27 protein-coding genes are annotated in these 26,467 nt (G+C 64.9%); 13 read left to right on the top strand and 14 right to left on the bottom strand.

What is annotated here, in order from left to right:
• Positions 1-38: 38 nt before the first annotated feature.
• From tldD to V6M50_RS08320, 10 genes are all read left to right on the top strand, one after another.
• Positions 39-1,481: a metalloprotease TldD gene (gene tldD / locus V6M50_RS08365; protein ID WP_332818101.1), complete on the top strand. Its 1,443-nt coding sequence runs from the start codon at positions 39-41 to the stop codon at positions 1,479-1,481.
• 215 nt (positions 1,482-1,696) lie between these two features.
• The gene (locus V6M50_RS08360; protein ID WP_332818100.1) at positions 1,697-2,908 is read left to right on the top strand and encodes a hypothetical protein; all 1,212 of its coding nucleotides are present in this window, start codon (positions 1,697-1,699) and stop codon (positions 2,906-2,908) included.
• A gap of 94 nt (positions 2,909-3,002) precedes the next feature.
• The gene (locus tag V6M50_RS08355; protein WP_332818099.1) at positions 3,003-3,410 is read left to right on the top strand and encodes a hypothetical protein; all 408 of its coding nucleotides are present in this window, start codon (positions 3,003-3,005) and stop codon (positions 3,408-3,410) included.
• 183 nt (positions 3,411-3,593) lie between these two features.
• Positions 3,594-4,163: a DUF924 family protein gene (locus V6M50_RS08350; RefSeq protein ID WP_332818098.1), complete on the top strand. Its 570-nt coding sequence runs from the start codon at positions 3,594-3,596 to the stop codon at positions 4,161-4,163.
• Between the two features lie 34 nt (positions 4,164-4,197).
• Positions 4,198-4,761 carry a pyridoxamine 5'-phosphate oxidase family protein gene (locus V6M50_RS08345; RefSeq protein ID WP_332818097.1) on the top strand — a complete coding sequence of 188 codons (564 nt, stop codon included), beginning with the start codon at positions 4,198-4,200 and terminating at the stop codon, positions 4,759-4,761.
• Positions 4,761-4,973, top strand: coding sequence for a putative signal transducing protein (locus V6M50_RS08340; protein WP_332818096.1), 213 nt, complete (start codon positions 4,761-4,763; stop codon positions 4,971-4,973). The genes V6M50_RS08345 and V6M50_RS08340 overlap by 1 nt, the downstream gene beginning before the upstream one ends.
• A 132-nt stretch (positions 4,974-5,105) precedes the next feature.
• Positions 5,106-5,801: an endonuclease/exonuclease/phosphatase family protein gene (locus V6M50_RS08335; RefSeq protein ID WP_332818095.1), complete on the top strand. Its 696-nt coding sequence runs from the start codon at positions 5,106-5,108 to the stop codon at positions 5,799-5,801.
• A 203-nt stretch (positions 5,802-6,004) separates the two neighbouring features.
• Entirely contained in the window at positions 6,005-6,343 is a 339-nt protein-coding gene (locus tag V6M50_RS08330; RefSeq protein WP_003043080.1) for a P-II family nitrogen regulator, read from the top strand.
• Between the two features lie 17 nt (positions 6,344-6,360).
• Positions 6,361-7,830 carry an ammonium transporter gene (locus V6M50_RS08325; RefSeq protein WP_332818094.1) on the top strand — a complete coding sequence of 490 codons (1,470 nt, stop codon included), beginning with the start codon at positions 6,361-6,363 and terminating at the stop codon, positions 7,828-7,830.
• Between the two features lie 336 nt (positions 7,831-8,166).
• The gene (locus V6M50_RS08320) at positions 8,167-10,536 is read left to right on the top strand and encodes a TonB-dependent receptor (protein WP_332818093.1); all 2,370 of its coding nucleotides are present in this window, start codon (positions 8,167-8,169) and stop codon (positions 10,534-10,536) included.
• A gap of 232 nt (positions 10,537-10,768) precedes the next feature.
• Here V6M50_RS08320 and V6M50_RS08315 read toward each other — a convergent pair whose 3' ends face one another.
• Both V6M50_RS08315 and V6M50_RS08310 read right to left on the bottom strand, forming a co-directional pair.
• Positions 10,769-11,272: a hypothetical protein gene (locus V6M50_RS08315; RefSeq protein WP_332818092.1), complete on the bottom strand. Its 504-nt coding sequence runs from the start codon at positions 11,270-11,272 to the stop codon at positions 10,769-10,771.
• A complete protein-coding gene (locus tag V6M50_RS08310) occupies positions 11,269-11,643 on the bottom strand; it encodes a VOC family protein (RefSeq protein ID WP_332818091.1) in 375 nt (124 codons plus the stop codon). The genes V6M50_RS08315 and V6M50_RS08310 overlap by 4 nt, the downstream gene beginning before the upstream one ends.
• Before the next feature lie 61 nt (positions 11,644-11,704).
• Here V6M50_RS08310 and V6M50_RS08305 point away from each other — a divergent pair, with 61 nt between their 5' ends.
• Entirely contained in the window at positions 11,705-12,244 is a 540-nt protein-coding gene (locus V6M50_RS08305; RefSeq protein ID WP_332818090.1) for a winged helix-turn-helix transcriptional regulator, read from the top strand.
• A 37-nt stretch (positions 12,245-12,281) separates the two neighbouring features.
• Here V6M50_RS08305 and V6M50_RS08300 read toward each other — a convergent pair whose 3' ends face one another.
• The 4 genes from V6M50_RS08300 to V6M50_RS08285 all read right to left on the bottom strand — a co-directional run bounded on the left by V6M50_RS08300 (position 12,282) and on the right by V6M50_RS08285 (position 15,752).
• Entirely contained in the window at positions 12,282-13,868 is a 1,587-nt protein-coding gene (locus tag V6M50_RS08300; protein ID WP_332818089.1) for a GMC family oxidoreductase, read from the bottom strand.
• A 138-nt stretch (positions 13,869-14,006) separates the two neighbouring features.
• On the bottom strand, positions 14,007-14,921 hold the full coding sequence (locus V6M50_RS08295; protein WP_332818088.1) for a sterol desaturase family protein: 915 nt from the start codon (positions 14,919-14,921) through the stop codon (positions 14,007-14,009).
• Entirely contained in the window at positions 14,914-15,321 is a 408-nt protein-coding gene (locus V6M50_RS08290; protein WP_332818087.1) for a hypothetical protein, read from the bottom strand. Before V6M50_RS08290 ends, V6M50_RS08295 begins: the two co-directional genes overlap by 8 nt.
• On the bottom strand, positions 15,318-15,752 hold the full coding sequence (locus V6M50_RS08285; protein WP_332818086.1) for a TIGR01244 family sulfur transferase: 435 nt from the start codon (positions 15,750-15,752) through the stop codon (positions 15,318-15,320). The genes V6M50_RS08290 and V6M50_RS08285 overlap by 4 nt, the downstream gene beginning before the upstream one ends.
• Before the next feature lie 92 nt (positions 15,753-15,844).
• Between V6M50_RS08285 and V6M50_RS08280 the strand changes: the two genes are divergently transcribed.
• The gene (locus V6M50_RS08280; protein WP_332818085.1) at positions 15,845-16,474 is read left to right on the top strand and encodes a GNAT family N-acetyltransferase; all 630 of its coding nucleotides are present in this window, start codon (positions 15,845-15,847) and stop codon (positions 16,472-16,474) included.
• A 19-nt stretch (positions 16,475-16,493) separates the two neighbouring features.
• Here V6M50_RS08280 and recQ read toward each other — a convergent pair whose 3' ends face one another.
• Both recQ and V6M50_RS08270 read right to left on the bottom strand, forming a co-directional pair.
• The gene (recQ, locus tag V6M50_RS08275) at positions 16,494-18,269 is read right to left on the bottom strand and encodes a DNA helicase RecQ (RefSeq protein WP_332818084.1); all 1,776 of its coding nucleotides are present in this window, start codon (positions 18,267-18,269) and stop codon (positions 16,494-16,496) included.
• Between the two features lie 144 nt (positions 18,270-18,413).
• On the bottom strand, positions 18,414-19,178 hold the full coding sequence (locus V6M50_RS08270) for an SDR family oxidoreductase (protein WP_332818083.1): 765 nt from the start codon (positions 19,176-19,178) through the stop codon (positions 18,414-18,416).
• A gap of 282 nt (positions 19,179-19,460) precedes the next feature.
• Here V6M50_RS08270 and V6M50_RS08265 point away from each other — a divergent pair, with 282 nt between their 5' ends.
• Positions 19,461-20,366: a LysR family transcriptional regulator gene (locus tag V6M50_RS08265; protein ID WP_332818082.1), complete on the top strand. Its 906-nt coding sequence runs from the start codon at positions 19,461-19,463 to the stop codon at positions 20,364-20,366.
• A gap of 36 nt (positions 20,367-20,402) precedes the next feature.
• Here the strand turns inward: V6M50_RS08265 and V6M50_RS08260 are convergent, their stop codons facing one another.
• The 6 genes from V6M50_RS08260 to V6M50_RS08235 form a co-directional block, all read right to left on the bottom strand.
• On the bottom strand, positions 20,403-22,106 hold the full coding sequence (locus V6M50_RS08260) for an ATP-dependent nuclease (protein ID WP_332818081.1): 1,704 nt from the start codon (positions 22,104-22,106) through the stop codon (positions 20,403-20,405).
• An 89-nt stretch (positions 22,107-22,195) separates the two neighbouring features.
• A complete protein-coding gene (locus V6M50_RS08255; RefSeq protein ID WP_332818080.1) occupies positions 22,196-24,010 on the bottom strand; it encodes an ABCB family ABC transporter ATP-binding protein/permease in 1,815 nt (604 codons plus the stop codon).
• A 72-nt stretch (positions 24,011-24,082) separates the two neighbouring features.
• A complete protein-coding gene (locus V6M50_RS08250; RefSeq protein ID WP_332818079.1) occupies positions 24,083-24,235 on the bottom strand; it encodes a hypothetical protein in 153 nt (50 codons plus the stop codon).
• Positions 24,236-24,341: 106 nt separating this feature from the next.
• Entirely contained in the window at positions 24,342-24,902 is a 561-nt protein-coding gene (locus V6M50_RS08245) for an LptA/OstA family protein (protein ID WP_332818078.1), read from the bottom strand.
• A 14-nt stretch (positions 24,903-24,916) separates the two neighbouring features.
• Positions 24,917-25,555 carry an LPS export ABC transporter periplasmic protein LptC gene (locus V6M50_RS08240; protein WP_332818077.1) on the bottom strand — a complete coding sequence of 213 codons (639 nt, stop codon included), beginning with the start codon at positions 25,553-25,555 and terminating at the stop codon, positions 24,917-24,919.
• A 29-nt stretch (positions 25,556-25,584) separates the two neighbouring features.
• The gene (locus V6M50_RS08235) at positions 25,585-26,202 is read right to left on the bottom strand and encodes a ribonuclease D (RefSeq protein WP_332818076.1); all 618 of its coding nucleotides are present in this window, start codon (positions 26,200-26,202) and stop codon (positions 25,585-25,587) included.
• Between the last annotated feature and the right edge of the window lie 265 nt (positions 26,203-26,467).

Genomic DNA, 26,467 nt, shown 5'->3' with positions numbered 1-26,467 from the left:
CGTTTGCGCGTAGCGACGCGCGTGCCTATATCGGCGCCATGACAAGCCCCACCGATCCCCGCCGCTTCCTCTATCGCGCCGACGCGCTCGATCCCGATCTGGCGCAGGCGCTCGCGCGCGAAGCGCTCGCCAAGGCCGACGACGGCGAGCTCTATCTGCAATATCGCGCGACCGAGAGCTTCGGCTTCGACGACGGGCGGCTCAAGACCGCCGACTATTCGACCGACGCGGGCTTTGGCCTGCGCGCCGTGTCGGGCGAGATGACGGGCTTTGCCCACGCGAGCGACATCAGCGCCGGTGCAATCCGCCGCGCCGCCGAAACGCTCGCTTTGCTCGATCCCGCGAGCCAACCCCACGCCGCACCGCCGCCGCGCACCAACCGCCACCTCTATGACGAGGCAAACCCGCTCGACCTCATCCCCTTCGCGAAGAAGGTCGCGCTCTGCCAAGAAATCGACGCCGCGGCGCGCGCGCGCGATCCGCGCATCGTCCAGGTGTCGGTCGCGCTCGCGGGCAGCTGGTCGGTGGTCGAGATCGTCCGCGCCGACGGCTTCCTCGCGACCGACATCCGCCCGCTCGTCCGCCTCAACGTCTCGATCGTGGTCGAGGAAAATGGCCGCCGCGAAACCGGCACTTTCGGCCTCGGCGGTCGCTACATGTACGATCATCTGTTCGAGCCCGAACAGTGGAACCGCGCGATCGACGAGGCGCTGGCGCAGGCGCTCGTCAATTTGCGCGCGGTCGATGCCCCCGCGGGCGAATTCACCGTGCTGCTCGGCCCCGGCTGGCCCGGCGTGCTGCTCCACGAAGCCGTCGGCCACGGGCTCGAGGGCGATTTCAACCGCAAGGGCACCAGCGCCTTTTCGGGCCGCATCGGCGAACGCGTCGCCGCGCCCGGCGTCACCGTGGTCGACGACGGCGCGATGGACAGCCCGGTCGGCGGCGGCCGTCGCGGCTCGCTTTCGATCGACGACGAAGGCACGCCCACGGGCGAGACGGTGCTGATCGAGGACGGCATCCTCAAGGGCTATATGCAGGACCGCCTCAACGCCCGCCTCATGGGGGTCGAACCCACGGGCAACGGCCGCCGCGAGAGTTTCGCGCACGCACCGATGCCGCGGATGACCAACACCTTCATGAAGGGTGGCAACGACAACCCCGCCGAACTGCTCAGTCGCGTCAAGAATGGCATTTTCGCCAAAAGCTTCGGTGGCGGACAGGTCGACATCGTATCGGGCAAGTTCGTCTTCAGCTGCACCGAGGCGTACAAGATCGAGAATGGCAAGCTTGGCGATTCGATCAAGGGCGCGACCTTGATCGGCGACGGGCCGAGCGTGCTGACCAAGGTCACCGGCATCGGCAACGACATGGCGATCGACGAAGGCATCGGCATCTGCGGCAAGGGCGGCCAGAGCGTCCCTGCGGGCGTCGGCCAGCCGACGTTGCTGGTCAGCGGGCTGACGGTCGGCGGCACGGCGTAGTTAGTCCTCCCTTTCGTCATGCCGGACTTGATCCGGCACCCATGGCTCGACCCGTCCGCATGGAACCCGGATCAAGTCCGGGGTGACGAATATGGTTTTAGCCCTGTGACCACGTTCACTTGGCGTTCGCCCCTCCCGCGCATATAGCTCACCCAAACAGAAAAGAATCGGGTCGCATCATCCGTGGGGGCATCCCTCACAACAGGGAGGGATTTATGCGTTCGAATCTGCGATTCGTTTCCATCACCGCCGTTGCCGCGATGCTCGCCGCCGTTCCCGGATCGGCGCAAAAATCGACCGGCCCCAAGGAACGTTATGAAATGGACGTCGCGACGATGTCGGGCTTCGCCGCGATGGCAGGCGGCGGGCGCGGCGGCCTCGGCGGCGCGATGGGGATGATGTTCGGCGGCGATCCGTCGAGCAAGGTCGCCTACACGCTCAACCTCCGCCTCGGCTCCGACCAGAACCCGACCGCGCCGCCGCCGAAGGGCGATCATTTCTTCCAGCCGCAGGCCAAGCTCGGCAAATCGGTGCCGCTGATCAGCCCCGAGCGAAAGACCGGCGACTATCCCGCCCAATTCGAGCGACCGAAGGGCCGCCTGCTGCTTTACTGGGGCTGCGGCGCCAAGCCTGGCCCCGGACAGCCGGTCGTGATCGATTTCGCCAAGGTCGCCGCGGGCCAGGTCCCGCCGGGCCTGTTTTCGAGCGCGGTGCCGGTGATCCGCGAAGTCAGCCAGATGAACAGCCGCTCCTATGCCGACTGGCCGAACAGCAAGGGCGGCAAGCAGCCCGGATCGGGGTCGTCGCTGATCGGGGCGCATCGCGTCGCGAGCAACTATGGCCCCGACATCAACTTCACCCTCGCGCAGGATTATATGCCGGGCCTGTCGGCGTCGACCGCGATCCAGACCGACGGGTCGGTGATGGTCCGCTGGAACCCGATCCAGCCCGCGACGGGCTATGTCGCGTGGACGATCGGCGGCATGGACCGGCAGGACAAGGGCGGCGACATGATCTGGTGGACGAGCAGCGCGTCGAAGGAATTCGGTGGCGGGCTGTGGGACTGGCTGCCCCCCGCGACCGTCGCGAAGCTGGTGACGCAAAAGATCGTGATGCCGCCTGCCCAAACGAGCTGCCAGATCCCCGCCGCGGTCAAGCAGGCATCGGGCGAGATGATGATCGGCAATTTGAACGCCTTCGGTCCCGAGGCGAATTTCTCTTATCCGCCCAAGCCCGCGGGCAATGCGGTGTGGAACATCGACTGGACCGCCAAGGCACGCTTCCGTTCGCACACGATGCTGCTGATCGGTGCCGATTTCGGCGGCATGGGCGGATCAACTACGGGCGGCAGCACCCCCGTCGAGCAGCCCAAGAAGAAGAAATGCAAAGGCCCGCTCGGCATCCCGCTGCCCGACGGAGCGTGCTGACGGCAAGGCGAACGACCATGAGTCAGCCCTTGTTCACACGGGCTGGGGCATGATCCGCGCCGGGTAGGGTTATGATGAAGACAGGAGTCGAACCATGCGCCCATTGATTGCAACACTCGTTGCCGCGGCGGCGATCGCGGTCATTCCCGGGGTATCGACCGCAAAGGAGCGGCTCGCCCCCGAAGACCAGCTCGCCAAGCTGCTCGAAGGCCGCGTCGCCGGTGAGCCGCAAAACTGCATCCCGCTGTCGAGCGTCAACGGCTCGCAGATCATCGAAAAGACCGCGATCGTCTATCGCGTCGGCAGCACGATGTGGGTCAACCGTCCGAAAGGCGGCGCCGAATCGCTCGACGACGACGATATTCTCGTGACCAAGACGACGGGCAGCCAGCTGTGCAGCATCGACCCCGTCGAACTGCGCGACCGCACCAGCCGGATGTACAGCGGCTTTGTGTCGCTCGGCGAATTCGTCCCCTATCGGCGCGCCAAGAAGGCCGAGTGATCGGGGCTCTCGCGCCCCAGCCCAACCGGTCTTAATCCGTCATCCCGGCGAAGGCCGGGATCTCAACGTGGCGAGCGATCGTTATGTCGAGATCCCGGCCTTCAGCCTTTGGCTGAAGTTTATCCTGAGCGCCTGCCAAGGCAGTCGAAGGGCCGGGATGACGACTGAATGGGAAGGATTATTTTGCTCGACCAAAAAACCAATCCGCCCCCCGCCGACTGGGCGGCGCAATTGCTCGCCTTCTGGTTCGACGCGCACGGCATGGACGACTGGTACGGCGGCGGGCCCGAATTCGACGAGGCGGTTCGCAGCCTTGCCGGCGACTGGCACGCGATGCTGCGGTCGCAGCCCGCGGAAACCTTCCTGACCGACCCCGACACCGCACTCGCCGCGGCGATCCTGTTCGACCAGGTGCCGCGCAATATCTTCCGGGGCTCCGCCGACGCCTTTGCGACCGATAGCCTCGCGCGCGCGATCGCCCAGAGCATCGTCGAACGCGGCTGGGACAAGGATTTTCCCGACGACCGCCGCCAGTTCGCGTGCCTGCCCTTCCAGCACAGCGAGGATATTGCCGACCAGCGCGAATCGCTGCGCCTGTTCGGCCAGTTCAGCGACCCGATGTTCCACGATTATGCGAGGGCGCATTTCGACATCGTCGACCGCTTCGGGCGCTTCCCGCACCGCAACGCGGTGCTCGGCCGCGCCACCCGCCCCGACGAAGAAGCGGCGGTGGAGGAAGGCAAGAATTGGTGATAGGGCTGGCCCACTATCCGGACGGAGCCCGATCATGGCCGAATTCACCGACACGCTGACCGACAAGCATATCGCCTTCATCGAAAAACAGCCGGTCTATTTCACCGCGACCGCTGCCGCTGACGCGCGCATCAACCTGTCGCCCAAGGGCTATGCCGACAGCTTCCGGATCCTCTCCGAAAGCCGGGTCGCCTATCTCGACCTCGGCGGATCGGGAAACGAGACCCACGCGCATCTCGCCGCCGACGGGCGCATCACCATCATGTTCTGCGCCTTCGACCGCAGCGCGCTGATCCTGCGCATCTACGGCCGCGGCCGCCCCCTGCTGCCACAGGACGCCGAGTGGGACGAGACTGCCGCGCATTTCACGCTACTTCCCGGCACGCGCCAGATCTTCGTCATCGACGTCGACAGCGTGCAGACAAGCTGCGGCTGGGGGGTGCCGATGATGGAATTGCAACACGAACGCGACACGCTGCAGAAATATCACCGCCAGGCCGACCGCGACCTGTGGGTCGAAAAATTCAAGGAGCGTGACCGAAGCATCGATGGCCTGCCGACGCGCCCGACCGACCGCTTCATCGCCGGCGATGCCTGATGCCATTGGTCGAATTGGTGCGCCTTCCCAATGGCGCCGAGGCCGAACTGCTCCGCGGGCGGCTCGAGAGCGCCGGGGTCCACGCGGTCTGTTTCGACGCGGGCATGAATATTGCCGAAAGCGTCGGGTTGCTGATCCCGGTGCGCATCATGGTGCTCGACGAGGACCTGGACGAGGCGAGCGCGTTGCTGGCCGAATTCGGAACCAGTTAGGCGCAACTCCACCCCTCTTCCGTTCGTCCTGAGCTTGTCGAAGGACCGTTTTTCCTTTTCAAGGATAGGGAGAAGGACGGTGCTTCGACAAGCTCAGCACGAACGGCAGTTAGGTCAGTTACAAACACTCCCATGATCAAGGTCGCCAGTTACAATATGCGCAAGGGCATCGGGCTCGACCGGCGCCGCGACCCCGGGCGGGTGTTGTCGGTGCTCGGCGAGCTCGACGCCGACATCGTTGCGCTGCAGGAGGCCGATCGCCGTTTCGGCACCCGCGCCAGCGCGATCCCGCCGCATATGTTCGACGAGCATAGCGATTATGTCCCCGTCGGGCTCGACAACCGCCCGCACAGCATCGGCTGGCACGGCAATGCGCTGCTCGTCCGGAAGGGCGCCGAGGTCGAGGAAAGCCATGCGCTGCACCTTCCGACACTCGAACCGCGCGGCGCCGTCGCGGCGACGATCCGGATCGGCGACACAAGATTGCGCGTGGTCGGCATGCACCTCGATATTTCGGGCCTGCGCCGCCGCCAGCAGGCGCGCGCGATCCTGAAGCATGTCGCCGAGGGCGAGGATTTGCCGACAATCCTGATGGGCGACTGCAACGAATGGCGCGCGTCCGGCGGCTGCCTCGCCGATTTCGGCGAGCGCCACCACATGGTCGACACCGGCCACAGCTTTCACAGCCGCCGCCCGGTGGCCAAGCTGGACCGCATCTTTGCGACCCCCGACCTTCAGACGGTCGACGCGGGCGTGCACCAGAGCGCGCTAGCGGCGCGGGCTTCGGATCATTTGCCGATCTGGGCGCGGTTCAGGGCGGCTGACTAGAAACCTGAAATCCCTCCCGCAGGCGGGAGGGGAACAATACTGCCCAAAATTTAGGCAAACCCCTGCCTCGCCTGCCCATCGAACGAACGATTGCGTCGTGATGGCCGCCCCATAATGTCACAAAATGTTAACTTTCGCTTCGCCCGCGCAATCTGGCACGGCTGTTGCAGTGCAACATGGTGCCATTAGCAAAAGGGGGCGTCATGAAGCTGATCTTGGCCATCATCAAACCATTCAAGCTCGACGAGGTGCGCGAAGCGCTCACCGGTCTGGGCATCGCCGGCATGACCGTGACCGAGGTCAAGGGTTTCGGCCGGCAAAAGGGGCAGACCGAAATTTACCGCGGCGCCGAATATGCGACCAACATGGTGCCGAAGGTGAAGATCGAGCTCGTCTGCGACGACGCGCTTGCACCGCGCGTCGTCGAAACGCTGCAGCAAAGCGCCGGCACCGGTTCGATCGGCGACGGCAAGATTTTCGTCCTCGACGTGGGTCAGGCGGTGCGCATCCGCACCGGCGAGACCGGCGAGGCGGCACTGTAATGACGAAGGGGGATACTATGACGTTCGCAAACAAGTTTGCGGCGGGCGCCGGGGCTGTCGGCCTCACGCTGTTCGCCGCGCTGCCCGCCTGGGCACAGGAAGCGGCGACCGCGGTCGCGGCGCCGGCCGCACCCGCCGCCGAGGCCGCGGCTCCCGCCGCTTTCACGCCAACGGCCGAGATGGTCAACAAAGGCGACGTGGCATGGATGCTCGTCGCCTCGGCTTTGGTCCTGATGATGTCGGTGCCCGCGCTGGCGCTTTTTTATGGCGGCCTTGTCCGCGCCAAGAATATGCTGTCGGTGCTGATGCAGGTGCTGACGATCGTCTGCGTCGCGGCGCTGGTCTGGTTCAGCTGGGGCTATTCGATGGCCTTCACCTCCACCGGTACGCCCTTCCCCTCGCTGTTCGGCGGCCTCGACAAGGCATTCCTCGCAGGCGTCGACGTGAACACCTTTGCCGCCACCTTCTCGAACGGGGTCTATCTGCCCGAATATGTCTTTGTGATCTTCCAGATGACCTTCGCCTGCATCACGCCGGCGCTGATCGTCGGGGCGTTTGCGGAGCGCGTGAAGTTCACACCGCTGATCATCTTCACGGTGCTGTGGCTGACCTTCGCTTATTTCCCGATCGCGCACATGGTGTGGTACTGGGCCGGGCCGGACTTCCTTCACGCCGCGCCGACCGACTACGGCTATCTGTGGGGCAAGGGCGCGCTCGACTTTGCCGGCGGCACCGTCGTCCATATCAATGCTGGCATCGCCGGTCTGGTCGGCTGCCTCGTGATCGGTCCGCGCCTCGGATACAATTCGGAACCGATGCCCCCGCACAATCTGGTCATGACGATGATCGGCGCCTCCTTGTTGTGGATCGGCTGGTTCGGCTTCAACGCCGGCTCGGGTCTCGAAGCCAACGCCTTTGGCGCGCTTGCCTTCATCAACACGCTGGTCGCGACGGCAGCCGCGGGTGCGACCTGGGCGATCATCGAACAGATCGTGCACAAGAAGCCGTCGTTGCTGGGCGGAGTTTCCGGCGTCGTCGCCGGTCTGGTCGCCATCACCCCGGCGGCGGGCTTCGCCCATCCCGGCACCGCGATCCTCCTCGGCGCCGTCGCCTCGCTGGTCTGCTTCTTCTTCGTCACCACGGTGAAGAAGAAACTGAAATATGACGACTCGCTCGACGTGTTCGGCATCCACGCGATCGGCGGCATCGTCGGCGCGATCGGCACCGGTTTCGTCGCCAACCCGGCCTGGGGCGGCCAGGGCTGGATCGATTACACCGGGCCCGTTGCCAAGGCTGGCGAGTTCGACCTGGCGGGCCAGCTGACGGCCCAGATCTGGGCGGTCGGCACCACCGTGCTGTGGACCGGCTTTGTCAGCGCGGTGTTGTTCCTCGGCCTCAAATACACCATCGGCCTGCGCCCGTCGAAGGACGTCGAGCAGGAAGGGCTCGACCTCGCCGAACATGGGGAGCGCGCCTACAACTATTAATCACGAGACAGGATACCCGCCGCCGCACGTCTCTCTCCTTTCAAACGGCGGCGGCGGGATCCTACCCAGGTTCCTCCTGCGAACCACTGGCCGGGGCTTGTCCCCGGCCATTTTTTTTGATTGTGGCCGGAACGGCCACGGGCCCGGGACTTGTCCCCGGCCATTTTTTTGCCCGGCATTTTTGCCCGCCGTTTTGGACTGTGGCCGCAACGCAACATGTCGCGGCCATTTTCTCGCGCAACAATCATGCGCCATTGCGAAATTGTGACAAAAGGCGCACCCCTCGCTTCGCGACGCAGCAACATAGCCGCGCGCTTTTACAGAGAGGAAATCACCATGCATGCTCGCTCTATGCTGCTGGCCGGGCTTTCGACGCTCGCGCTGGTCCCTATTGGCGCGCCCGCCTTCGCCCAGAACCCCGGTACCGCCGAAGACGACAGCAACATCATCATCGTCACCGCGACCAAGCGCGACGCCAATCTTCAGGACATCCCCTTTTCGATCAACGCCCAGACGGCCGAGGACATCCAGAAATCGGGCGCGGTGACACTCGAGGACCTGTCGCGCAACGTCGCGGGCCTCTCGGTCCAGAACCTCGGGCCCGGCCAAAGCCAGGTCTCGGTGCGCGGCGTCTCCGCGGGTCAGGTCGTGCGCGACCAGCCGGGGGTCAAGGAACAGGTCGGCGTCTATCTCGACGAAAGCGTGATCTCGCTCTCGCTCTTCACCCCCGACATCGACCTGTATGATCTGAACCGCGTCGAAACGCTGCGCGGGCCGCAGGGCACGCTGTTCGGCTCGGGTTCGGTCGGCGGCACGATCCGCTACATCACCAACCAGCCGAAGCTCGGCGTGATGGAAGGCAGCGTCGAGGCCAACCTCAACCTCGTCGATGGCGACGACATCGGCGGTCATCTGAAGGGCGCGATCAACGTGCCCATGGGCGATAAGGCGGCGATCCGCGCGGTCGGATATTACACCCGCTACGGCGGCTTCATCAACGCGATCGGCCCGGCGGGCAAGGAGGACGTCAACAGCGGCGAACGCTACGGCGGGCGCATCGCGCTGACCTTCGAGCCGACCGACAATCTCTCGATCACCCCGCGCGTCGTCTATCAAAAGGTCAAGGCCAACGGCTTCAACCGGCAGGACGTCTATAATCTCTACGCCAATCAGTTCACCACGACGCGGCCGCAGGTGACATTCGACGAGCGCGAGCAATATCTGCTGCTGCGCGAATCGTTCGAGGACGAGACGATGATCGCCGACCTCAAGATCGACGTCAAACTCGATGGGGTCAAGGTGACCGCGGTGACCAGCTATACCAACCGCGACATCCTGGTCAGCCGCGACGCAAGTGCGCTTACCGGTTCGGTGTCGGTCGACCTCGGCTTCCCCGCCGCGGGTGTGCTGTTACCGTCGAGCCTCGTCGACACGACCGATCTCAAGAGCTTCACCCAGGAAGTCCGGCTCGCGTCGGACTATGACAGCCCCTTCCAGTGGGTGTTCGGCGGCTTTTATTCCAGCACCGACCGCTTCTATCGCCAGCGGCTGCCGACCCCGGGCTATGACGCCTTCACCGACGCGACGCTCGGCGCGGGGACGTCGGCGGCGGTCGCCAATGGTTTCCCGGCCAACTCGCCCTATAATGCCGACCTGCCCTACGACATCAAGCAGCTCGCGATCTTCGGCGAAGGCACTTATTCGATCACCGATGCGTTCGACGTCACGCTCGGCGGCCGTTATTACGACTTCCTCGAGACACGCCGCTTCATCACCGGCGGACTGTTCGCCAACGGCGACCGCCGCCGCGACAAGACGCGATCGAACGGCATCAGCCCGCGCCTGCTGCTCAGCTATGACGTCGCCGACAATGTGTCGATCAACGCGCAGGCGTCGAAGGGCTTCCGCCTCGGCGGGGTCAATGATCCGCTGAACCTGCCACTCTGCTCGCCCGGCGACGCCGCGCTGTTCGGTGGTTTTCAGGATTATGACGACGAGACGCTGTGGAATTACGAGCTCGGCGTGAAGTCGCAGGGCCGCGGCTTCACCTTCAACGCCGCGGGTTTCTACAACGACATCAAGAACCTGCAGGTCACGCTCGACGCCGGAACCTGTTCGTCGCGTATCGTCTTCAACGTGCCCAAGGCGCATTCGATGGGGATCGAATTCGAACTCGGGCTGTCGCCGGTCGACGGGCTCGATCTCAACCTCTCGGGCAGCATCATCGAGGCCGAATTCGACACGACGCTACCCGGCGCGCTCACCGCCGCGACGGGGATTCGCGACGGCAACCGCCTGCCGTCGGTGCCGAAGTTCCAGCTGTCGGCTTCGGGCAGCTATGAATTCCCGGTGTCGGATACCGCGTCGGCCTATCTTTCCGCCTCGGTCCAGCATGTCGGCACGCGCTATACCCAGCCGGCGGATCAGGAAAACAACCCGCGCACCTTCGTCCACGGGCTGCCGTTCGGCGGCGCCCCGGCGAATGCGGCGACGACGATCGACCTGCAGCTTCCCGATTACCAGCTGGTCAATCTCAGCGCCGGGGTCGACTTCGACAATGGCTTGTCGCTGATCGCCTATGTCAACAATGTCTTCGACGAAAATGCCCTGCTCTCGTTCGATCGCGAACGCGGCGGACGGGCGCGCCTCGGTTACACGGTCGGCCAGCCGCGGACCTTTGGCATCACCGCGCGCAAGACATTCTGATCCGGAAAGAGGGGCCGGTTCGGGTGAACAACCGGCCCTTTTTGCTGCATGCTGCGCTGCACAATATCTAGGCAGCACTGCCGCGAATTTAGGCCTTCCCAACATGACATTAATATGGCATTCATTGCGTCAACAGTTTCAGGAGGGGAGAGCCTGAAAGGCTGGGCCGGGACGCAAGTCCCGGCCCTCTTTTTTTGTGCGCAGCATAAGAATTGCCAAAAAACCTTGGTTTTCAGCCATTGTTGCGGCGATAGCGCAGCACGGCAAAGGCCCGCCAGCTGCCGTCATCCTGCAACACCGAATCGCTGACGACGAGCAAATCCTTCGTCTCCAGCCGATAGGTCGACCGGCCGATTTCGACATCGGCGCTGCCCCAATTTGTCGACCACAAAACACCCTCGATGCGGCCCGAAACGGCCCGCGTCCGGCCCGTGCTGTCGGTCCAGTTTCCGCGGATGCGACCCTTGGCGTCGACCCGGTAATTCGCCTCGGCCGAATAGGCGACCGGCGGCTTTCCTTCGATCGCCCCCGCTATCGTCAGGCGATAGACGAGCCGTGTCGCCGGCGCGTCGGGCGCGGGCCCGATTTCGAGCGTCGCGGTCGCGGGCTTGCCGAACGTCTGCCCCTCGCCGCTCCACATCCCGTGCCACGCGGCGAGCGAAGGCGCCCCCAATCCAGGTACGGATGCCGGCGCCGGTGCCAGCAACGCCGCCACCGCCCACCAGATGGGCGTCATGCCGCCATCTCGGACTGCGAGAACATGAAGGCGTTGCCGTCGGGATCGTAGAAGGTAAGCAATTTCACCAACCCCGGAATATGCTGGATCTCGCCATCCTGCCGCACGCCTTCGGCATCGAGATGCGCTTTGGCGGCATCGATGTCGGCGACCTCGAACACATTCGTCGCACCCCCGCCCTGCACCACGCTCTCGACCTGGCTTAGCCCGATATTGACCCCCGTCATCGGGGTCGCGAGCTCGCACCAGCCAAGCTCGTCGGCGCGGTAGAGCAGCTTGCAGTGCATCACGCGCTCGTACCACGCGATCGACGCAGTCATGTCCTTGACCCCCATCGAACAGGTGAGTTCGGATCCGATTTCGAGTGCCATGCCCTTCCTCCGTCTGCCAACGCGCTTGCGTCTATAGTCCGGTTTGTATAGTTAGTTGCAAATGCCGTCAAGCCAACCCGATCCAATGCTCGTCCAGCTCGGCAGCCACCGCTGGCTGGTGCCGCTGCTCGCCGACCTTGCGGCGCACAAGGGCGCGCGCTTCGTCGAGCTGCTCCACCGGCTGGAGCTGCCGCGCGACAGCTGCAAGCGCACGCTCGACGCCGCGGCAGCGATCGGCTGGGTGCAGCGCAACCCCGGCCACGGCCACCCGCTGCGCCCCGAATATATCCTGACCGAAGCGGGCAAGGTCGCGGCAGCGCGCGCCGCGACGATCGCCGAGGCGCAGCAGGAAATCGGCCTGCCGCCCGGCGCCGCGACGCGCTGGGGACTGCCGCTGGTGGTGGGGATCGGCATGGGCCACGACCGCTTCAACGCGCTGTCGCGCCTGCTCGCGCCAGCAACGCCGCGCGCGTTGTCGCAGGGGCTCACCGCGCTCGGAAATCACGGACTGGTGGTGCGCGAGGTGCTCGATGCGAGGCCGCCGTCGAGCCGTTACGATCTGACGGGGAGCGGGAGGTTGCTGGCGGAGGCCTGTTTTTAACCTTCGTCATCCCGCGAAAGCCGGGATGACGAAAAAATCAGACGAACGCCGCCTTCACGAAATCGGCCGCGCGCTCGCCAATCATGATACTCGGCGCATTGGTATTCCCCGAAACCAGCCGCGGCATGATGCTCGCGTCGGCGACCCACAGCCCCTCGACACCGTTCAGCTTCAGCCCCGGATCGACCACCGCGTCGGCATCGCTCCCCATCCGGCACGTGCCGACCGGGTGATAGACGGTGTCGGCGCGGCTGCGGATCAGCGCGTCGAGCGCCGCATCGTCGCCCAGGTCCACCGGATGCCGGTCGGCACCCGCATAGTCCGAGAGCGGCGGCGCGGCGGCGATGCGGTGCATCATCCGGACGCCGGCCCGCAAGGTCGCCATATCGCGCGCGTCGGTCAAAAAGCCCGGATCGATCGCCGGCGCCGATGCGGCATCGCCCGACGCGAGCCGCACCATACCCCGGCTTTCGGGACGCAGCACGCACGCGTGGCACGAAAAGCCATGCCCCTTCACCTTGGTCCGCCCATGATCCTCGAGCATCGCGGGCACGAAATGATATTGGACATCGGGCGCGGGCAGATCGGGGCGCGATTTCCAGAAGCCGCCCGCCTCGGCAAAGCAGGTCGTCATGATCCCGCTACGCCAGGTGCGATGCTCGAAGATCGCCTTCACCATCCGCCACGTCCCGCCGGGGCTGTCGCCGAAGGGGTCGGTCGAGCGCGTCTCCCAGCTCGACACATAATCGATATGGTCCTGCAGATTGGCGCCGACGCCCGCGCGGTCGAGCGTGACGTCGATACCCATGTCCTTCAGATGCGCGCCCGGGCCGATCCCCGACAGCATCAAAATCTGGGGCGAGCCGAACGCGCCCGCCGACAGGACCACCCCGCCCCGCGCGCGCAGCGTCTCGCGCTTCGACCCGCGGCGGATCACGACCCCTGCGGCGCGCCCGTCCTCGACCAATATCTTCTCGACGAGCGCCCCGGTGCGCACCGCGAAATTGCCATGGCCGCGTAGCGGCTCGACATAGGCGCGCGCCGCCGACCAGCGTTCGCCGCCCTTCTGCGTGACCTGATAGAGGCCGAAGCCTTCGTTGTCGGGGCCATTGAAGTCGGCGGTACGCGGCAATTGCAGCGATGCCGCGCTCTCGACGAAGCGCCGGCTCGTCACATTGGGCCAGCGCTGGTCCATGACGTTGAGCGGCCCGTCGGCGCCGTGGAAATCGTCGGCACCGCGCTCATTGCCCTCGCTGCGCTTGAAGAAAGGCAGCACGTCGGCATAGCTCCAGCCGGTCGCACCGAGCGTGGCCCATTGGTCGTAATCGAACTTGTGGCCGCGGATATAGACCATCGCGTTGATCGCGCTCGACCCGCCCAGCCCGCGCCCGCGCGGCTGATACCCGATCCGCCCGTTCAGCCCCGCCTGTGGCAGCGTCTCATATCGATAGTTCGACGATTTGGGGATGAAGGGCATGAAACCGGGCGTCTTGACCCGGACAATATCGTTGGTCCCGCCCGCCTCGACCAGACACACCGTCCGCTTGCCATCCTCGGCGAGCCGCCCCGCCGCCGCGCTCCCCGCGCTGCCGCCGCCGATGACGATGATGTCGAACTGATCCATGTACCGCTCCCCTCGCCACCCGACAGGTGGTCATTGGGGTGCTTACATGAATGTCATTAGGCGACGAGGCAAGGCCAATACACGTCGCCCCCGCGAAGGTGGGGGCCGCAGTCGGCCTTACGCGGGGGCGACGAATATTTACTCCGCCGCTTCCTCGACCGGCCGCCCCGCCGCCCAGCGTTCCTTGATCATCGCGCTCGTCGCGCGGCTGCCGTCGTGGCTCCAGCCCGGCTCGCGCCACATATAATCGAGCTTGTGCCGCCACGGCGCGCGCCAGACATCCTTCGCGATCCCGACCCATTCGTGGACCGCGGCCCAGAGAATATTGAAGCTGCCGAGCTGCTTGACGATGCCGTAACGCACCGGCTCGTCGTCGCGTTCGGGAACGAAGCTGCCGAACATCCTGTCCCAGATGATGAAGACCCCGGCATAGTTCGCATCGAGATAGCGCGGGTTCACGCCATGATGGACACGGTGGTGCGACGGCGTGTTCATCACCGCCTCGAACCATTTCGGCAGCCGCTTGATCGCCTCGGTATGAATCCAGAATTGGTAGATCAGGTTCAGCCCTGCGCAGAAGAACACCATCGCGGGCGGAAAACCGATCAGGAACAAGGGCAGGCGGAAGATAAAGCCAAGGCTGAAAAAACCCGTCCACGTCTGCCGTAGTGCGGTCGATAGATTATAGTGCTGCGAGCTGTGGTGGATGACATGGCTCGCCCAGAACCAGCGCACGCGGTGCGCGCTGCGGTGGAAGGCATAATAGGCCAGGTCGTCGAGGAAGAAGCAGAGGATCCACGCCCACCACCAGCTGCCAAACGCGATCCCGATGTCGAACAGGCGGAACTGGTACACCCAGACCGACGCCGCGATGACAACCGCGCCGACGAGCGCGCCGGCGACCTGGCTGCCGGTGCCGAGCATCAGCGAGGTCAACGTATCGCGCGTCTCGTACCGGCTTTTGTCGGCGCGAAGCGCGACGATCATCTCGGCAATCAGGAGCAGGATGAAGGCGGGAACGGCGTAGGTTACCGGGTCGGGCAATTTATCCATGCCTGAATTCCCGCATCCGGCTTGCCCACATCCCCGCGTCCCTCCCCAGGTGCAACGTCACTGCGCCAAATGTCCTTTCCGGCATCGTCAGCGTCAGGAAATCCTTGTCGAGCCGCCCGACGACGTGCCCGTCGACCGGCCGCGCCGCGAAATGATTGCCATGCGCGCGCACCAGTATCATCCGCCCCTCGCGGTTGCGCACGATCGCAGCAAAGCCCGCGCGGTCGCGCGCCACTTCGGTTCCGCGAAACCCCGCCTCGGCCTCTTCGGCGAGCCGGATTGCGTGGTCGGCATCCTCGATCCGCGGATCGGAACCCAGCCCCATCTTCCCGACCAGCCAGGCGACGAAAAACACCGCGAGCAGCGATGCGCCGAGCTGGATCAGTTCCGCCTGCGTCATTGCTCCCCCGCGAGCGCGTCGAGCATCGGGCGCAGGCCGCCGAGATCATAGCCCGCATTCGCGGCCGCCTCGCAAATCGCATCGACATCGTCGCCGGCGCGTGCGCGCGCCAGCGCCCACAGATGCGTCGAGCGCGTGCCCGACCGGCAATAGGCGAGCACCGGTCCGGTCGCGGCGCCGAGCACCGCGTCGAGCGCGTCGAGCTGCGGATGGCTGAACCCGGCATGCCCCACCGGGATCGCTGCATAGGCGAGGCCCTCGGCCGCCGCGGCGTTCGCGATTTCGTCGCCCTGCGGCGCCTCGGGCTCCTCGCCGTCGGGGCGGTTGTTGACGATCATCGCAAAACCCGCGGCCTTCGCCTCGGCGACATCCTCGAGGGTGATTTGTGGGGCGACGCTATAGTCGGCGGACAGGGTTCGAAAATCGCTCATGGCCGCGATGTATAGGACAGCGGCTTTTGCTGACAAGCGTGAAGGTGCGTTGCCGTTTCCCTTGCCCCGCGCTTCGCTTATGGTCGAGAAGCATGAACGATCATTTCCAATGGGCCTTCGGCTATTGCGCGGCGCGCGGATATGCCCGCCCCGTCGCCGCCGCCGTTCCCCCGGCGCTGTGGTTCGATGTCGGCAAGCCCGACCAGACCGGCCGCTTCATCCTGGGGGACGCATCGGGCGAAGCCGCGGCAGCCGCATTCGCCGCAGTCGATGCGCCGCACGTCTATGTCGACATCGCAGCGCCGCGCGACGCGATTCTCCCATATATTCCATCACACTGGCGGCCGCGCGACGCCATGTGGCTGATGGCGGCCGGGACCGACATGCCCGCTGCGCGGCCCACGCCCGATTTCGCGATCGAGATCGATGAAAGCGCCGACCGTTTCGAAGCGGTCGCGCGACATGCCGACGGGGAGCTCGCCGCGCGCGGAGTCCTCGGTATTCACGGCACCGTCGCCGTCTATGATCAGATCGTCACCGAACCGCAGTTTGGCCGCCGCGGGCTCGGCTCGGCAGTCATGGCCGAACTCGGCCGCCTGGCCGTTCGCCGCGGCGTCACCGACCGCCTGCTGGTCGCCACCGCCGACGGCAAGGCTCTCTACGAACGGCTCGGCTGGACGCTACGCAGCGACATTGTCTCGGTCATTTCGCCGCCGGAATGACCGCCCCGGACCGGCCGGCTCAAAACTGCCGGATCACGTTCAGAAACGCATCGCCCCACGCCTCGAGCTTCTTCGCGCCAACCCCCGGAATCGCACCCATGTCGCGCAGGCTCGCTGGCTTTTCGCTCGCCATCGCGCGCAGCACCGCGTCGTGGAACACCACATAGGGCGGCACCCCCGCTTCGGCCGCGAGTTCGCGCCGCGTCGCGCGCAAGGCCTCGAACAGCGGATCGCCGACCGGGTTCGCCGCCGCGCTCCCGCCGCGCGCCGCGCGTTGCGTCCGCTTGACCGGCGGCTCGGCCATCAGCACCGGTGCCTCGCCCTTCATCATCGCGCGCGCCGCGGGGCCGAGCATCAGCCCGCCATGCTCGGTGGTGCCCAGCGCCTCGCGCGCCATCAGGCTACGCACCAGCGGCTTGATCAGCCGCGCCTCCTCGCCCGCGACGATCCCGAACACCGATAGCTTGTCGTGGCCGCGCCCCACGATCCGCTCATCGCTGCGCCCGGTCAGCACCGCCTCGATATGCCCCGCGCCAAAGCTTTGCCCGGTGCGATACACCGCGCTCAGCAGCTTTTGCGCGAGAACGGTCGCGTCGACCTGTGCCGCGGGTTCGAGGCAATTGTCGCAATTGCCGCAGCGCACGGGCGGGCTCTCGCCGAAATGGCGCAACAGCAGCGCGCGGCGGCACTCGACCGTCTCGACCAGCGCCGCGAGCGCGTTGAGCCGCACCCGCTCGCCCGCGACACGCGCTTCGGGCAGCTCTGAAAGCCGCATCCGCGCGCGCGCAAAATCGTCGGCGCCCCACAGCATCATCGCCTCGGCAGGATCGCCGTCGCGCCCCGCACGCCCCGTTTCCTGATAATAGCTCTCGATCGATTTCGGCAGCCCGGCGTGCGCGACAAAGCGCACGTCGGGTTTGTCGATCCCCATGCCAAAAGCGACCGTCGCGGTAACGATGCCATCCTCCGACGCGACGAAATCATGCTGGACGCGCGCGCGCACTTCGGGGGCGAGCCCGGCATGATAGGCCGCGACGCTCCGCCCCGTCGCCGCCGCGAGCTGCTGCGCCAGACGCTCGGTACCATTGCGCGTCGGCGCATAGACGATCCCCGGCCCCGGATTGGCAGCGATAAAATCGACGAGCTGGCGCGCCGGCGTCACGCGCGGCCGTACCGCGTAGCGGATGTTCGGCCGGTCGAACCCCGCGAGGATCAGCCCGTCGGCGGGAATGCCGAGCTGGACCAGGATGTCCTCGCGCGTGTGCTTGTCCGCGGTCGCGGTCAGCGCCAGCCGCGGCACCGCCGGAAAGGCATCGAGCAGCGGTCGCAGCAACCGGTAATCGGGGCGGAAATCATGCCCCCATTCCGAAACGCAATGCGCCTCGTCGATCGCGAACAGCGCCGGCATCCGCGCCTCGAGCAAGGTGCGAAACCCCTCGCCCGTCGCGCGCTCGGGCGCCACGTACAAGAGGTCGAGATTGCCGTCGCGATACGCCTGCCGCGTATCGGCCCAGTCGGCATCGACGCTCGTCAGCGACGCGGCGCGAATCCCCGCCGCGCGCGCACCGCGCAGCTGGTCGTGCATCAGCGCGATCAGCGGCGACACCACGACGACACAGCCATCGAGCGCGACCGCGGGCAACTGATAGGTGAGCGACTTGCCCGCCCCCGTCGGCATCACCGCGAGCGTGCGCTCGCGCGCCATCACCCGGTCGACGACCTCGGCCTGACGGCCCCGGAAGGCGTCGAAACCGAAGGTGGATTTGAGCAAAGGGAGAAGAGCGTCGGCGGTCATTGAGACGGGCGATAGGAAGTTTGGGCGAGCGGGGGAAGCCCTACACTTCTCCAAAATCGTCATTCCCGCGCAAGCGGGAACCCAGCCGCAACGTCGCGGGCTGGGTTCCCGCCTTCGCGGGAATGACGAGATGTTTGAGCCAGCTCAGCTGCGCGTGATCGACGCCCCGCCATCGAGCAGCGACGCCGTGCCGGTGACGAAGCTCGCATCGTCCGAGGCGAGGTAAAGCACCGAGCGCGCGATCTCGATCGGCTGCGCGACGCGTTTCAGCGCATGGAGGTTGGTGACGAAATCCTTCTTGTCGGCGCTGTCGTTCACATCATGATACATGTCGGTCTCGACCGCGCCGGGAAGCACCGCGTTGACGCGCACCTGCTGCGGCCCGAACTCGGCGGCGAGCGCCTGCGTCAGCCCGATCAGCCCCGACTTGCTCGCCGAATAGGCCGCGCTGCCCGGGAAGGCGAAGCTGTAGCCGACGAAGGTCGAGGTGAAGATCACCGATCCGCCGCCATGCTTCACCATCTCGGCGATCTGGTGCTTCGCGCCGAGGAACGAGCCGGTGAGGTTGACCGCGAGCGCGTCGCTGAACCCCGCCGCCGACACCTCGGTGCTCGGCCCCGCTTCGCCGAACACCCCGGCATTGTTGAACGCGATGTCGAGCCGGCCGTAATTTTCCACCGCGGCGCGGACGAGCGCTTCGTGGAAGGCTTCGTCGCGCACGTCGCCGGCGACCGCGACGGCCTTGCCGCCCGCGGCGGCGATTTCGGCGACCAGCGCGTCGAGTTCGGCCTGGCGGCGTGCCCCGACGACGACCGAAGCGCCCTCGGCGGCAAAGAGTTTCGCGGTTTCGCGGCCGATGCCCGAGCTGGCGCCGGCGACGATCGCAACCTTGTTCAGCAAACGAGCCATGATCTTTCTCCTGTTCGGCGGCGGGCCCGATGCCCGTGTCGATGGAGTGAAGATGGACTTACGGCCTCGTTCGGAATAGACGGCAACTCTTGGTTCTATAATTCGGATATACCGAACAATGTGTCGCACTACGCTTCCACTGCAAAAGGTGCTCCCCGCCGAAAGCCGGGGCCCAGATTGGCGAGCGCTACGGGGCATGGACCGTGCCGGGAGTCACGTGCCTCCCGACACCTTTCGCCGGGGAACGCTTGGAGGTCGGCCTTGGTGGCTTGATAGCCGACAATGATCCGCATCGAAGGCATCGCCGCGTTTGTCGCGACGGTCGAGAACGGCTCGATCAGCGGCGCCGCGCGCCAGCTCCGCCTCTCCAAATCGGTGGTCAGCGAACGCCTCGCCGAGCTCGAACGCTCATTGGGCGGCGCGCTGCTCCACCGCACCACGCGCAAGCTCAGCCTGACCGAGGACGGCACCGCCTTCCTGCCGCGCGCGCAGCGGATCACCCGCGACATATCCGAAGCCGCCGCCGACATGGCCGAGCGCCGCGGCACGCTGTCGGGCCCGCTCCGCATCGCCGCGCCGGTGACCTTCGCGCGCCTGCACCTCGGCCCCGCGCTCTATCCCTTCCTCAAGGAGCATCCCGAGATCCAGCTCACGCTCGACCTCGACGACCGCCGCATCGACGTCGCATCGAGCGGCCATGATGCGATCATCCGCCACGGCACGATCGACGACACGCGCCTCGTCGCGTGGAAACTCGCCAAGAGCCACCGCCTGCTCACCGCGTCGGCCACCTATCTCGCCGAGCACGGTACCCCGCAAACGATCGAAGACCTCCGCCACCACCGCGGCATCTTCTACACCAACCGCGGCGCCGCCGACTGGCGCTTCCGCACGGTGGGCGGCCCTGTATCGGTGCAAGCGCACGCGATGTTCGGCGTCAACAACGGCGACATGATGCGCGACGCCGCGATCTCCGGGCTCGGGCTTGCGATGCTCCCGGCGTTCATCGCGGGACCGGCGGTGAAGGCAGGCGAGCTGCAGGTGGTCGCGCTCGACGTCGAACCCGACGAGGAATTTCTCTACATGGCGCATGCGCGGGGGCGGAACCCGTCGGCGAAATTGCGGGCGCTCAGGGAGCATCTGCAAAGTTGCTTCGGCAATCCGCCTTATTGGGATGTGGCAGGGTAACGACGCGGGCGGCATGGCCGCTATATTATGCGGAGATCAGTTAGCCGCAGAGGGATCGATCCAACTTGCCATTTCGTTCACTACGCCATGGAACTCCGGATATTCAGTCGCCCAGCCCGGAACCGAAAGAAGAGGCAGCACGACCTCAGGGGTGGCCTTTGACGATTCAATGCCCAAACAGTGCTCCAAATTTACCGGCCACTGAACCTGTACGTCAGATTCCCCACGGATAGTCTCAATTTTATCCCTATGCTTCGACGTGGCTGGGTTGATGTTTCCGTCCGGCAGCAAATCTTGATCGGTCAGCGCACACCATCTTATTCCCAGATTCTTTGCCATAAGCGCAAACGCCGGGATACCGCTGGCTCCGCTACAATGAGTGATGCTGATTGACCGCGCGTCACAATCTACATCCAGATTTTCCATGCCCATTCGGACAGCAAATGCGTCCTCTGTACCTTCGCAAAATATGACTCCGGCACTAAACAAGAAATCATGCGCGCCCCTGTCGTCAAGTTTCGATTGAAGTTTCGCTCCGGCTTCTATTTTGTCGGTGAAAACAGTTCCATACGCCACCGATCCCGTGGCCATGACAAGGCGGGTGATTGACTGCTGACCTTCAAAAGACACTAATTCAGGAGAATGGGTCGTATAAACGACGACCCATTCTCTCTCGGAAAGGCTAGCTAGCACTTTGCGCAATTTTCTCCGTAAATGTGGATGCAAATGCGTTTCTGGCTCTTCCAAAAGCAATACGATTCGATCTTTTGTGAGGCTTGGATATTTTGTTAGCGCTTCCAATGCCGCGAGCCGAATGACGGACTGCCATCCGTCGCCCATATTTTTCAGCGGAGTTGCAGCACTGTCGGGATCCGTGGCTAGCGAAATCATTAGCTGTTGCGAAACCCATTCTTCAAAAACCTGAGAATCGGGCCGTAGTTCAATCTTCGTTTGCTTTCCGACATACTTACCAATGACGCCTTCAAGATGAGGCCTCATATCCTGCTGCCAGAATGGAAACTGCTGCAAGGCGTCTTGAAAGAAACCGTATGCCAAGTGCATCGCATGGGGCATTTGTCGCGCCGGTTTACCTTCGCCCAATTGCACTTCCCAGCTATCAGTCAAAAATCTTTCTGCAAGAAGCTGAGAGAGCTTCGCAATCGGGCCGGTTTTCCAAAGATAAAGTGATGCCTCGATGTTCTGAGGCTTGAACAGCCACACGCCTGGAACGTACTCCCGGATGTCATCCAGCCGAGCATAAACTTGCTTAAAACCAATATCATGATCCGCAAATTTCACTTTGTCGGATGCACTCAGCGTCGTGCGCGGGGCTATTGTGATAGGTTTGCCGGCCTCGTCTAGGAGCGTTCGCGTATGTTTGAACTTACCATCCTTCGTGGTGGTTCCTTTTACCTGAATGCCATGGACCAAGTTTGCCGCGCCTACGCCTCTTACCGCTGGGTAACCGAGCGCGTCGTCAGAATCGAAAAGAACCTTTACCAAGAAACTTGACGCGCGAACGCCATTGGCATCGCAGAAATAATCATTCTCTGTTGGCACCCATTGATGGAAGCCACCTCCATTCAGAGCCAACGCGATCGCATTGAGGATCGTAGACTTACCGGCGTTATTGGCGCCTATTAAAACCGTCGTGAATCCATCTCGCAACTCTAGGGAGAGGTCTTTTATGCCGCGAAAATTCTCAATACTAACCTTCGAAAGACGGTAGTTAACAGGCATCAGAATCACCTAAGCCGTTCTATTGCGCGCTACAACAATAGTACTCTGACGCACATTTCCGTTCCTCGCAACTCTCGCCCCCTATTCGGTCAAACCGTGCCCTCCTCCTTCTCCGCCTGCTGCCTAGCCCACATGTCGGCATACAGCCCGCGCATCCGCAGCAGCTGGTCGTGCGTCCCCGTCTCGGCGACGCGTCCCTTGTCGAGCACGACGATCCGGTCCGCCCCGGTCACCGTCGACAGGCGGTGCGCGATCACCAGCGTCGTTCTCCGCTCGGCAATCCGTTCGAGCGTGTCCTGGATCGCCGCCTCGGTGCGGCTGTCGAGCGCGCTCGTCGCTTCGTCGAGGATCAGCACCGGCGGGTTCTTGAGCAATGTCCGCGCGATCGCGACGCGCTGTTTTTCGCCGCCCGACAGCTTCAGCCCGCGCTCGCCGACCTCGGTGTCATAGCCCTGCGGCAGGATCGCGATGAAGCCGTCGATCGCGGCGCCCTCGGCCGCCTCGGCGACCCCTTCGGCGGTCGCATCCTCGCGGCCATAGGCGATGTTGTATCCGATGCTGTCGTTGAACAGCACCGTGTCCTGCGGGACGATGCCGATCTCGGCGCGCAGGCTTTTCTGCGTGACCTTGGCAATATCCTGATCGTCGATCGTGATCCGCCCGCCCTGCGGATCGTAGAAGCGGAAGAGCAGCCGCGCGATCGTCGACTTGCCCGCGCCCGACGGCCCGACGATCGCCAGCGTCTCGCCCGCGCCGACCGCGAAGCTCACCCCGTTCAGGATCGTGCGATCGGGTTCGTAACCGAAGACGACATTCTCGAACGCCACCGCGCCGCCGTTGACCACCAGCGGCCACGCGTCGGGCGCATCGCTGATCTCGGGCGGGGTGTCGATCAGGCGGAACATCGCCTCCATGTCGATCAGCCCCTGGCGGATCACGCGATAGACCATGCCGAGCATGTCGAGCGGGCGGAACAGCTGCGCGAGCAAGGTGTTCACCAGCACCACGTCGCCGACCTTATATTCGCCCTGCGACCAGCCCCACACGGTGTACGCCATCGCCCCCGCAAGTGCGGCATTGGTGACGAGGCTCTGCCCGATGTTCAGCCACGCGAGGCTGTTCTCGCTCTTCACCGCGGCGCGCGCATATTGGTCGGCGACGTCGCGGTAGCGGGCTTCCTCGCGCGCCTCGGCGCCGAAATATTTGACCGTCTCGTAATTGAGCAGGCTGTCGACGCTGCGCCCGATCGTCAGCGTGTCGAGATCGTTCATCCGCGTGCGCAGCGCGTTGCGCCAGTCGGTCACCTTGCGCGTGAAGATGATATAGATGACGACCATCAGCGCGGTCGCGCTGGCGAGGCCGAAGCTGAACTTGGTCCAGAAGATGATCAGCACCGCAAGCAGTTCGACGATCGTCGGCGCGATGTTGAACAGCAGGAAATAGAGCATCGTGTCGATGCTCTTGGTGCCGCGCTCGATCACCTTGGTGACCTCGCCCGTCCGCCGCGCGAGGTGGAAGCGCAGGCTCAGCGCATGGAGATGGCTGAAGGTCGTGATCGCGAGCTCGCGCGTCGCATCCTGCCCGACGCGTTCGAACACGACGTTGCGCAAGTTATCGAAGAGCACCCCGGCGAAGCGCGCGCCGGCGTAAGCGAGGACGAGGCCGATCGCGAGCGCGACGCCCGCTTCCATCCCCGGCGCCATCTTGTCGATCGCGGCGCCATAGAGGAAACCCATCGACAGCTGCACGCCCTTCGACGCGAGCACGATCAGGCCCGCAAGAACGATGCGGACCTTGTGCTCGGTGTGCCCCGCCGGCCACAGATAGGGCAGGAAGCGCCTTAGCGTCGCGAGGACGGGCGGTTCGCGCGAGGCGTCGGCGGAGGTGGAGGTATCGGGCGGCATGCGCGCCCCATGTAGGGGCGCGAGCGCCGATCGCCAAGCTTCGGCTCCCACGCGGTGAAGGTCAGGATTCTCTCAACGCGACTCGCGATACCCCGCGTGGCGCATGATGCGGTCGATCAACCGGCGCTCTTCGCTGCTGGGCCCCGCGACGACGGGCGGCTCGGGCGGCGCTACGCGGCGGCCGAACAGCGGGCGACGGGGCGGAACAAGGGGGGAGAAGCGCATGGGGGCTCGCTTTCATTGCGCAGCGTCGCCCCCCGGCACCGCAAGTGGATCTGGTCCCAGCGCCCTTGGTGAAGGTGCATGGTTGCAGGTCGGTAAAGCGGCGTGGTTACTGCTTTCTTTCCGGTACGGTGAAGGTGCCGGTGACGCGCCCGCCGGTGACGCCCTGGATCGGATTGCCGTCGGCGCCGCGCGCGGCGCCGCGCCCGTCGACCGTCGCGCGGCCGCTGTTGAGGTCGATCACCATGCGGCCGCCGCGCAGCTGGTTGCCGCGCTGGCGCAGTTCGACATTGCCGACCATCGTGATCAGCCGCCGGTCGAGGTCATAGATCGCGACATTGCCCGACGCGCGCTCGTCGCCCTTGGTCACCACGACCCCGCCGGTCGCGTCGAGCCGGTGGACTTCGGTGCCGCCCTGGCGGCTGTAGGCGACGGTCATCCGCGCGGCGGTCAGCGTCATTCCCGCCTGCGTCACGCGGACGCTTCCTGCCAGCACGACGCGGTCGGCGCGATCCTGCACCTCGATGCTGCCCGCGTCGAAATCGACGGGGGCGGCACTATTGTGGTTGGCGAGCGCCTGTGCCTGCGCGGCATCGCCGCCGGTGCCGGCCGACAGCAGCGCGAGGCTGGTCAGCGCAAAGCCCGCGCCCGCAAGCATCAAGCTCTTCATGGGCGAAAGCCGGTTCATTTGAGCACTCCCTGATTGATCCGCAGCCGCGCATTGCCCTGCAAGCGCACGATCCGTTTGTCGAGGTCGGCGGTCAGCTGGTTGGCCGAAAAATGGCCGATGTTCAACGTGCCATTGACACCATTCTGCCCGATGAGGCTGCGGGTCTTCAAATCGACCGCGACATTGCTGGCATCGATGCGGTATCCGCCCGCGCTCTTGACCTGCAACAGCCCCGGCACCGCCACCTTTTCGGTATCCATATTATAAGCACTGTCCTTGGCGACGATCGTCGCCGGACCGTCGGCCAGGCGGATCGCCCCCGACAGGTCGGTCATCCGCACGATCGGCTCGGCCGAGCTTTTCTGCACCGCGCTCCCCGCGAGCAGCGCAAAGGGCTGGCCCTTCGCGTCCTGGCCGCGATATTCGGCGCGCGTCACCTTCATCCGTTCCTTGGCCATCTCGACCTTGTCCTTCGACAGCAGGAAGCTGATCTCGGCGCGCTGGGTGAAGGGCGAAAAGACAAGCACCGCCGCGACGACGCCGATGACGAGCGGCAGGCCGTAGCGCAGGATGCGCACGACGCGGTCGTGGCTCGACCCGCTCGCCGCCCACATGCGGCGCATCGTGCGGTCAAGATCGGCGCGTTCGGACATCCATCAGGACCTTTGGCGAATCGCTGACATCAGGTGTGCGCGAAAATATCGACCTCGGGCCAACCGGCGAGGTCGAGCGCTGCGCGCGTCGGCAGGAAATCGAAGCAGGCCTGCGCGAGCTCGGTGCGTCCTTCGCGCGCCAGCCGCATGTCGAGGATCTCTTTCATCGCGTGCAGGAAGCGCACGTCGCTCGCGGCATAGTCGCGCTGCGCGTCGGAAAGCTCGGCGGCGCCCCAGTCGCTCGACTGCTGCTGCTTCGATACTTCCTGGCCCAGAAGCTCGCGCACCAGCTCCTTTAACCCGTGGCGGTCGGTATAGGTGCGGATCAGCTTCGATGCGATCTTGGTGCAATAGACGGGCGCGGTGACGACGCCGAGCGCCTGTTGTAGCGCGGCGATGTCGAAACGCGCGAAATGAAAGAGTTTGAGCCGGGCGGGGTCGGTCAATATCGCCTTCAGCACCGGCGCGTCATAGGCGCTGCCGGGCGCGAAGCGGACGAGATGCTCGTCGCCCGACCCGTCGCTGATCTGGACGAGGCACAATCGGTCGCGCAGCGGGTTCAAACCCATGGTTTCGGTATCGATGGCGACGGGTCCCGGACCCAGCACGCCCTCGGGCAAATCTTCTTCGTGGAAATGGACGCTCATCCGCCCGCCTTAGGCGAAGCGGCCGTGCCGCTCAATGACTGGTTTTCATGCCCGCCGCCGGGCCGCCGCACGCCCGCGGCAAAGCGCGCATTATCGGGCGTCGCGGCGTTGAATTTTCCGTTCGCAGAGTGCGGTGATTTAAGCTATATATTGCGCCGTTAGAGGCACGGGGCGAGTCTGTGCCCATGGTGAACTGCGTCCCCGTCCGGCGCAAGGCGCCGATTGAATGGGGTATGGACGAACCGAAAGCGACTATTAGACAATG

This window comes from Sphingopyxis sp. (assembly GCF_036675685.1).
Classification (GTDB): domain Bacteria; phylum Pseudomonadota; class Alphaproteobacteria; order Sphingomonadales; family Sphingomonadaceae; genus Sphingopyxis.
This window is presented reverse-complemented; position numbering and strand designations above follow the sequence as displayed.

Coding starts and splice junctions, on each gene's coding strand:
- V6M50_RS08340 (WP_332818096.1), top strand. CDS start 4,761: ATGCCATTGGTCGAATTGGTGCGCCTTCCCAATGGCGCCGAGGCCGAA.
- V6M50_RS08310 (WP_332818091.1), bottom strand. CDS start 11,643: ATGGCACTCGAAATCGGATCCGAACTCACCTGTTCGATGGGGGTCAAG.
- V6M50_RS08325 (WP_332818094.1), top strand. CDS start 6,361: ATGACGTTCGCAAACAAGTTTGCGGCGGGCGCCGGGGCTGTCGGCCTC.
- V6M50_RS08260 (WP_332818081.1), bottom strand. CDS start 22,106: ATGCCTGTTAACTACCGTCTTTCGAAGGTTAGTATTGAGAATTTTCGC.
- V6M50_RS08245 (WP_332818078.1), bottom strand. CDS start 24,902: ATGAAGAGCTTGATGCTTGCGGGCGCGGGCTTTGCGCTGACCAGCCTC.
- tldD (WP_332818101.1), top strand. CDS start 39: ATGACAAGCCCCACCGATCCCCGCCGCTTCCTCTATCGCGCCGACGCG.
- V6M50_RS08300 (WP_332818089.1), bottom strand. CDS start 13,868: ATGGATCAGTTCGACATCATCGTCATCGGCGGCGGCAGCGCGGGGAGC.
- V6M50_RS08360 (WP_332818100.1), top strand. CDS start 1,697: ATGCGTTCGAATCTGCGATTCGTTTCCATCACCGCCGTTGCCGCGATG.
- V6M50_RS08355 (WP_332818099.1), top strand. CDS start 3,003: ATGCGCCCATTGATTGCAACACTCGTTGCCGCGGCGGCGATCGCGGTC.
- V6M50_RS08240 (WP_332818077.1), bottom strand. CDS start 25,555: ATGTCCGAACGCGCCGATCTTGACCGCACGATGCGCCGCATGTGGGCG.
- V6M50_RS08330 (WP_003043080.1), top strand. CDS start 6,005: ATGAAGCTGATCTTGGCCATCATCAAACCATTCAAGCTCGACGAGGTG.
- V6M50_RS08295 (WP_332818088.1), bottom strand. CDS start 14,921: ATGGATAAATTGCCCGACCCGGTAACCTACGCCGTTCCCGCCTTCATC.
- V6M50_RS08270 (WP_332818083.1), bottom strand. CDS start 19,178: ATGGCTCGTTTGCTGAACAAGGTTGCGATCGTCGCCGGCGCCAGCTCG.
- V6M50_RS08315 (WP_332818092.1), bottom strand. CDS start 11,272: ATGACGCCCATCTGGTGGGCGGTGGCGGCGTTGCTGGCACCGGCGCCG.
- V6M50_RS08250 (WP_332818079.1), bottom strand. CDS start 24,235: ATGCGCTTCTCCCCCCTTGTTCCGCCCCGTCGCCCGCTGTTCGGCCGC.
- V6M50_RS08285 (WP_332818086.1), bottom strand. CDS start 15,752: ATGAGCGATTTTCGAACCCTGTCCGCCGACTATAGCGTCGCCCCACAA.
- V6M50_RS08265 (WP_332818082.1), top strand. CDS start 19,461: ATGATCCGCATCGAAGGCATCGCCGCGTTTGTCGCGACGGTCGAGAAC.
- V6M50_RS08255 (WP_332818080.1), bottom strand. CDS start 24,010: ATGCCGCCCGATACCTCCACCTCCGCCGACGCCTCGCGCGAACCGCCC.
- V6M50_RS08290 (WP_332818087.1), bottom strand. CDS start 15,321: ATGACGCAGGCGGAACTGATCCAGCTCGGCGCATCGCTGCTCGCGGTG.
- V6M50_RS08335 (WP_332818095.1), top strand. CDS start 5,106: ATGATCAAGGTCGCCAGTTACAATATGCGCAAGGGCATCGGGCTCGAC.
- recQ (WP_332818084.1), bottom strand. CDS start 18,269: ATGACCGCCGACGCTCTTCTCCCTTTGCTCAAATCCACCTTCGGTTTC.
- V6M50_RS08280 (WP_332818085.1), top strand. CDS start 15,845: ATGAACGATCATTTCCAATGGGCCTTCGGCTATTGCGCGGCGCGCGGA.
- V6M50_RS08320 (WP_332818093.1), top strand. CDS start 8,167: ATGCATGCTCGCTCTATGCTGCTGGCCGGGCTTTCGACGCTCGCGCTG.
- V6M50_RS08305 (WP_332818090.1), top strand. CDS start 11,705: ATGCCGTCAAGCCAACCCGATCCAATGCTCGTCCAGCTCGGCAGCCAC.
- V6M50_RS08235 (WP_332818076.1), bottom strand. CDS start 26,202: ATGAGCGTCCATTTCCACGAAGAAGATTTGCCCGAGGGCGTGCTGGGT.
- V6M50_RS08345 (WP_332818097.1), top strand. CDS start 4,198: ATGGCCGAATTCACCGACACGCTGACCGACAAGCATATCGCCTTCATC.